This window comes from Halolamina salina (assembly GCF_042678005.1).
GTDB lineage: Archaea > Halobacteriota > Halobacteria > Halobacteriales > Haloferacaceae > Halolamina > Halolamina salina.
Genome location: NZ_JBHUDH010000194.1, coordinates 24,638 through 29,352, shown reverse-complemented (window position 1 = coordinate 29,352; position 4,715 = coordinate 24,638). Strand labels below are relative to the sequence as shown.

6 protein-coding genes and 2 pseudogenes are annotated in these 4,715 nt (G+C 70.0%); 6 read left to right on the top strand and 2 right to left on the bottom strand.

The genetic code is table 11. The features are described 5' to 3' along the window. The 3 genes and pseudogenes from ACFR9S_RS14265 to ACFR9S_RS14255 form a co-directional block, all read left to right on the top strand. A pseudogene (locus tag ACFR9S_RS14265) lies at positions 1-353 on the top strand (alpha/beta fold hydrolase); the annotation flags it as partial. Positions 354-456: 103 nt separating this feature from the next. Further along, positions 457-861, top strand: a complete 405-nt coding sequence (locus ACFR9S_RS14260) for a DoxX family protein (protein ID WP_379732315.1) — start codon at positions 457-459, stop codon at positions 859-861. Between the two features lie 59 nt (positions 862-920). After that, positions 921-1,703: an enoyl-CoA hydratase/isomerase family protein gene (locus ACFR9S_RS14255; RefSeq protein ID WP_379732314.1), complete on the top strand. Its 783-nt coding sequence runs from the start codon at positions 921-923 to the stop codon at positions 1,701-1,703. A 1-nt stretch (position 1,704) separates the two neighbouring features. On the opposite strand, the gene ACFR9S_RS14250 is transcribed toward ACFR9S_RS14255, so the two are convergent. After that, a complete protein-coding gene (locus ACFR9S_RS14250; RefSeq protein ID WP_379732313.1) occupies positions 1,705-2,265 on the bottom strand; it encodes a hypothetical protein in 561 nt (186 codons plus the stop codon). 113 nt (positions 2,266-2,378) lie between these two features. Between ACFR9S_RS14250 and nucS the strand changes: the two genes are divergently transcribed. Both nucS and ACFR9S_RS14240 read left to right on the top strand, forming a co-directional pair. Then, entirely contained in the window at positions 2,379-3,155 is a 777-nt protein-coding gene (gene nucS / locus ACFR9S_RS14245; RefSeq protein WP_379818920.1) for an endonuclease NucS, read from the top strand. Between the two features lie 58 nt (positions 3,156-3,213). After that, the gene (locus ACFR9S_RS14240) at positions 3,214-3,744 is read left to right on the top strand and encodes a 50S ribosomal protein L16 (protein WP_379732943.1); all 531 of its coding nucleotides are present in this window, start codon (positions 3,214-3,216) and stop codon (positions 3,742-3,744) included. 13 nt (positions 3,745-3,757) lie between these two features. Here ACFR9S_RS14240 and ACFR9S_RS14235 read toward each other — a convergent pair whose 3' ends face one another. Beyond that, positions 3,758-3,919, bottom strand: coding sequence for a hypothetical protein (locus ACFR9S_RS14235; protein WP_379732945.1), 162 nt, complete (start codon positions 3,917-3,919; stop codon positions 3,758-3,760). 116 nt (positions 3,920-4,035) lie between these two features. On the opposite strand from ACFR9S_RS14235, the pseudogene ACFR9S_RS14230 reads away from it, so the two are divergent. After that, positions 4,036-4,715: pseudogene (locus ACFR9S_RS14230) on the top strand (hypothetical protein); the annotation flags it as partial.

The window sequence follows — 4,715 nt, the reverse complement described above, 5'->3', positions numbered from 1 at the left end:
GCGACCCGTCGTTCGTGCTCGCACAGTACACTGACGACCCCGAATCGGTTCCGGAAGCGGCGGCGGAGACTGTGAAGGCGGACTTCCTCGACGCGCTCGCCGATTCCCGCTCCGGCGCCGTCACCGAGTTCGGGAACACCGCGACGACGTGGGAAATCGCGCTCGACGACGTTCGCGCGGACGTTCGCGTCCGGCACGGCGACGACGACACCAACGTCCCGCTCGTGAACGCCCGGCGACTCCACGAACGGCTCCCGTCGGGCGAACTCCACGTCCTCGACCTCGAGGACCACCTCGAAACGCTGTTGGGAGCGACGCCGGACGCGCTGACCGCTCACGCGGAGGACGCGTAGCTGCGGCGACCGGTGATCGCGCCCCACTCTTGCGAACCGGTCACCGAGCGAGCACCGCTCTCGTGGAGGAACGTTCTTGCTGCCGGCGGCCGAGCCGCGAATAATGAGCGACTCAGACAGCGGGCGAGCGCTGCGGACGGTCATGGGGCTGCTCTACGTCGTCGCCGGCGTGAGCCACATCCTCGCGCCGCGGGCGTTCGAGCGAGTGGTGCCGCCACAGCTCCCGCGGCCGAAAGGGCTGGTGTACCTCTCCGGTATCGCCGAGATCGTTCTCGGCGCTGGCGTGCTGTTCGAGCGGACCCGCCGCCCCTCGGCGTGGGGGATCGTCGCGCTCCTGATCGCCGTCTTCCCGGCGAACGTCTACACCGTCACCGACGACGTGGCCCCCGAACTCGTGCCCGACCGGTTCGACGACGCCGCCCGGCTCGCGGCGTTGCTCCGGCTACCGATGCAGGCCGTGCTGGTGGGCTGGGCGTGGCTGTACACCCGGCCGGAGCAGGACGGCTGAACGTCCGGTGTGACTGAGTGCCCGGTAGCTCTTTGCACTCGCCCCCGCGACCGCCGTGTATGCCCGAGTACGGCCCCTACCGTCACCTCGACGCCGTCGTCGAGGACGGCCTCGCGACGCTCACTCTCGATCGGCCGGAGACCCACAACGCGCTGAACACGGCGCTGATGCACGACCTCGGCCGGGCGTTCGCCGAGATCGAGGGCGACCGCTCGATCGACGCGGTGGTGATCGAGGGCGCCGGCGACGAGGCGTTCTCCGCCGGCGCCGACCTCGCGGAGTACGCCGGCCCGACTGCCGAGCACGACCCGACACAGCGCGAGCGGCAGGCGCGGTTCCACGAGATATTCCGGGCGCCCCACGACTGTCACGCGCCGGTGATCGCGAAGATCGACGGCTTCTGCGTCGGCGGCGGGCTGGTGCTGGCTCTCTACTGCGACCTCCGGGTCGCCAGCGAGGGGTCGACGTTCGGTCTCCCGACCGCCGCAGTCGGGCTGCTCCCCACCGGCGGCGCGACCCGGCGGCTGGTCGACGCCGTCGGCGAATCCACCGCGAAGGAGCTGGTGTTCACCGCCGAGCGAATCGACGCCGACCGTGCCCGGGAGATCGGGCTGCTGACCGACGTAGTTCCGACAGAATCGCTGGACGAGCGCGTCGCCGAACTCGTAGCGTCGATGAGCGACGTGGGGACGGCCGCACGAGAACGGGCGAAACGGGCGATCAACGCCGCCGTCGCGGCGCCGGATCCCGCGACCGCACGGGAACGCGAGGCGTCGCTGTGGTGGGAGCAGTTCGAGAGTGCAGAACGCCGGGAGCGCGTCGAGTCGTTCCTCGACGGGTAGCTCAGTTCTCCGCGTCGTCGTCGGTCGGTTCCTCCTCGGCTGCCTCTTCCTCAGTAGATTCCTCGTCGTCTGCCTCTTCAGCTTCTTCCTCAGTGGATTCCTCCTCGTCCGACTCGTCAGCCTCTTCCTCAGTAGATTCCTCGTCGTCTACCTCCTCCGACTCGCCGGCTTCCGCTTCCTCCTCGTCGCCAGCAGCAGATTCCTCCTCAGCTGCCTCCTCAGTCTCCTCCCCGGCAGAGTCCGACTCGTCAGCTTCCGCTGCTTCATCTTCGGCAGCGTCTTCCTCGTCAGTTTCCTCCTCGGTAGGCTCCTCGTCGTCCGATTCGTCGGCTTCGGCAGCCTCGTCGGCCGACTCTTGCTCGGCGGCTGCCGCCTCCTCCGCGCTGTCGGCTTCGGTGTCGCCGCCCGCTTCCGCCACGGGACCGGCGCCACGGACCACGCTCTCGCTCGGGGAGTCGTCCGCCCAAGTGTCCGTCTCGGCGTACAGCAGGTACAGCACCGGCACGATCAGCAGGACGAGGAACGCGATGCCGCCGACGTAGGTGAGTATGGGGTCGACCATGCCTCCCCTTTTCCCCGGGGGGACTGTATGTGCTACGGCTTCCGTTGGGAGGCCGTCACGACGCGCATCCGCGGGACCGTCGGCCATTTGTCCCTCGGCTGCCAACGGTCGGTGTGAGCGTGACCACTCTCCACCGGCCCGCCCACCGCGACGCGCTGGCCGCGCTGTCGGCCGCGTTCGACCGCGGGGAGATGGTCACCGTGTTCGGACGCTGTACCGTGGAGTACGACGGCCGCGCGAGCTCCTCGCTCGGCCCGGGCGACCGCCTGCTGATCCTCAAGCCCGACGGGACGGCGCTGGTCCACACCGACGAGCAGCGGACGCCGGTGAACTGGCAGCCCCCGGGGTCGGAACACCGCGTCGCGATCCGGGACGGTCGCCTGCGCGTGCGAAGCGAGCGCGAGAACCCCGACGAGACGCTCGACGTGCGCTTCGAGCGCGTCGAGCAGGTGTCGGCGCTCCCGGTCACCGGCGGCCGGAGCGTCGACGTGTTCGGCAGCGAGGAGGACCTCCGCCAGCGGATCCTCGAGAACCCCCAGCTCGTGGAGCCGGGGTTCGAGCCTACGGCCACGGAACGTGAGACCGCCGCCGGCCCCGTCGACGTGTTCGGTCACGACGACGAAGGGCGCCCCGTGGTCGTCGAGCTGAAGCGCCGGCGCGTCGGCCCGGACGCCGCGGGCCAGCTCGGCCGGTACGTCGAGGCACTGGCCCGAGAGGTGCCCGACGGCGTCGACGTTCGCGGAATCCTCGTCGCCCCCTCGGTGACCGATCGCGCCCGGGAGCTGCTGGCCGAGAAGGGGCTTGCACACGTCCCGGTCGAGCCGCCGGGGGGCGACGCGTCGGCGACGGCCGGGGAGCCGTCACCGGCCGCCGAGGGCGACGACCGTTGACTCGGCCACGCATCGAAGGGTTTAATCGCCGGCTGGGCCTCAGAACAGCCAAGTAGCCATGTCTGACAAGCCCGCCTCCATGTACCGGGAGATCGACAAGCCGTCGTACACCCGGCGAGAGTACATCACCGGTATCCCCGGCTCGAAGATCGCCCAGCACAACATGGGCGACCTGCAGGCAGATCCCGACGACTACCCCGTCAAGATCTCCCTGCGCCCCGAGGAGACGCTGCAGATCCGCCACGGCTCCCTCGAGTCCGCGCGGCTCTCGGCCAACCGCCACCTGATCAAGGAACTCGGCGAGGGCAACTACAAGATGGTGCTCCGCAAGTTCCCCCACCAGGTGCTCCGAGAGAACAAGCAGGCGACCGGCGCCGGCGCCGACCGCGTCTCCGACGGGATGCGGCAGGCGTTCGGGAAGCCGGTCGGCACCGCCGCCCGCATCGAGCAGGGCGAGAACATCTTCACGGCCTACTGTGAGGTCGAGCAGGCCGACGCCGTGAAGGAGGCGTTCCGCCGCGCCTACAACAAGATGTCGCCGCCCTGCCGCATCGTCGTCGAGCGCGGCGAGGACCTGCTCGTCCGGTAACCCCTCTCGCGGATCACTTCCGTTTCTCTTCACCGCCCAGCGGGACGCTCACCGTCCGATCGCTGGCGAACAGCGCGAACAACGCGAACAGCGCGTACAGCGCCGGCTCGTTCGTGACGACGCCGAAGACGCCGAGCACGCCCAACACGCCCAGTCTGCTGACGGGAACCTTCATACGTGTATTTTGGTTGTCAGTATTGAAAAGCCGCCGGGTCAGTTCCCGGAGCGTGGGAACCCGAACCCTCGCTACCGAGCGTAGCGCCCTTCCCCCTCCCACCCGAAACCGCGCCCATGCCCTACCAGCGCCTCGCCCGACGGCTGGCTGATCCCCCCGCGCCGGCGGTGAGCACGCTCCCCGACGGGAGCGTCGACCGCTACTGTCGGCTCTCGGCGGGCGCGCTCGACCCCGTCGAGCGACGGCGCACGTTCGTCCGCGAGGCCGAGAGCGGCGGCCGGAAGGGGTTCGGGCTGGATCCCGAGTCGATCGAACCCGGCGGCCAGTCGGTCAACGCCGCCCAGCAGGCCCACGCGCTCGGTGCCGACGCGACCTGCTACGGCCACCTCGACGACCCCGAACCGGGCCGCGACGTCTTCGCCGACCTCCCGTTCGAGGCCGTCTCGATGGGGCGACCGGCGATCGTGAACGTGCTCGACTTCGACGACAGCGACCTGCTGCTCGTGGAAGCGTCGTCCGACCTCTCGGCGTGGACGCTCGCGGACCTCCGGGAAGCCGCGCCGCTCCCGGTCGTGTTCGGCACGGACGCCGTCGTCTGTACGAACTGGGTGTCGACGCCGGGGATGGCCGACGCGTTCCACGCCCTCGGCGGCGAGTCGATCCCGCGGGTGCCGTTCGTGTTCGACCCCGGCGACGTGCTGGGGAGCGACCTCGGCGATCACCGCGAACTGCGCGGGGCGCTGCGCGCGCTCGGGGAGAGCGTCGACGTCGTGCTCTCGGTGAACCGGTCCGAACT

What these genes read in the sequence shown, in the direction of transcription:
- ACFR9S_RS14260 (WP_379732315.1), top strand. Translation starts at nt 457, where the DNA reads ATGAGCGACTCAGACAGCGGGCGAGCGCTGCGGACGGTCATGGGGCTG.
- ACFR9S_RS14255 (WP_379732314.1), top strand. Translation starts at nt 921, where the DNA reads ATGCCCGAGTACGGCCCCTACCGTCACCTCGACGCCGTCGTCGAGGAC.
- ACFR9S_RS14250 (WP_379732313.1), bottom strand. Translation starts at nt 2,265, where the DNA reads ATGGTCGACCCCATACTCACCTACGTCGGCGGCATCGCGTTCCTCGTC.
- ACFR9S_RS14240 (WP_379732943.1), top strand. Translation starts at nt 3,214, where the DNA reads ATGTCTGACAAGCCCGCCTCCATGTACCGGGAGATCGACAAGCCGTCG.
- ACFR9S_RS14235 (WP_379732945.1), bottom strand. Translation starts at nt 3,919, where the DNA reads ATGAAGGTTCCCGTCAGCAGACTGGGCGTGTTGGGCGTGCTCGGCGTC.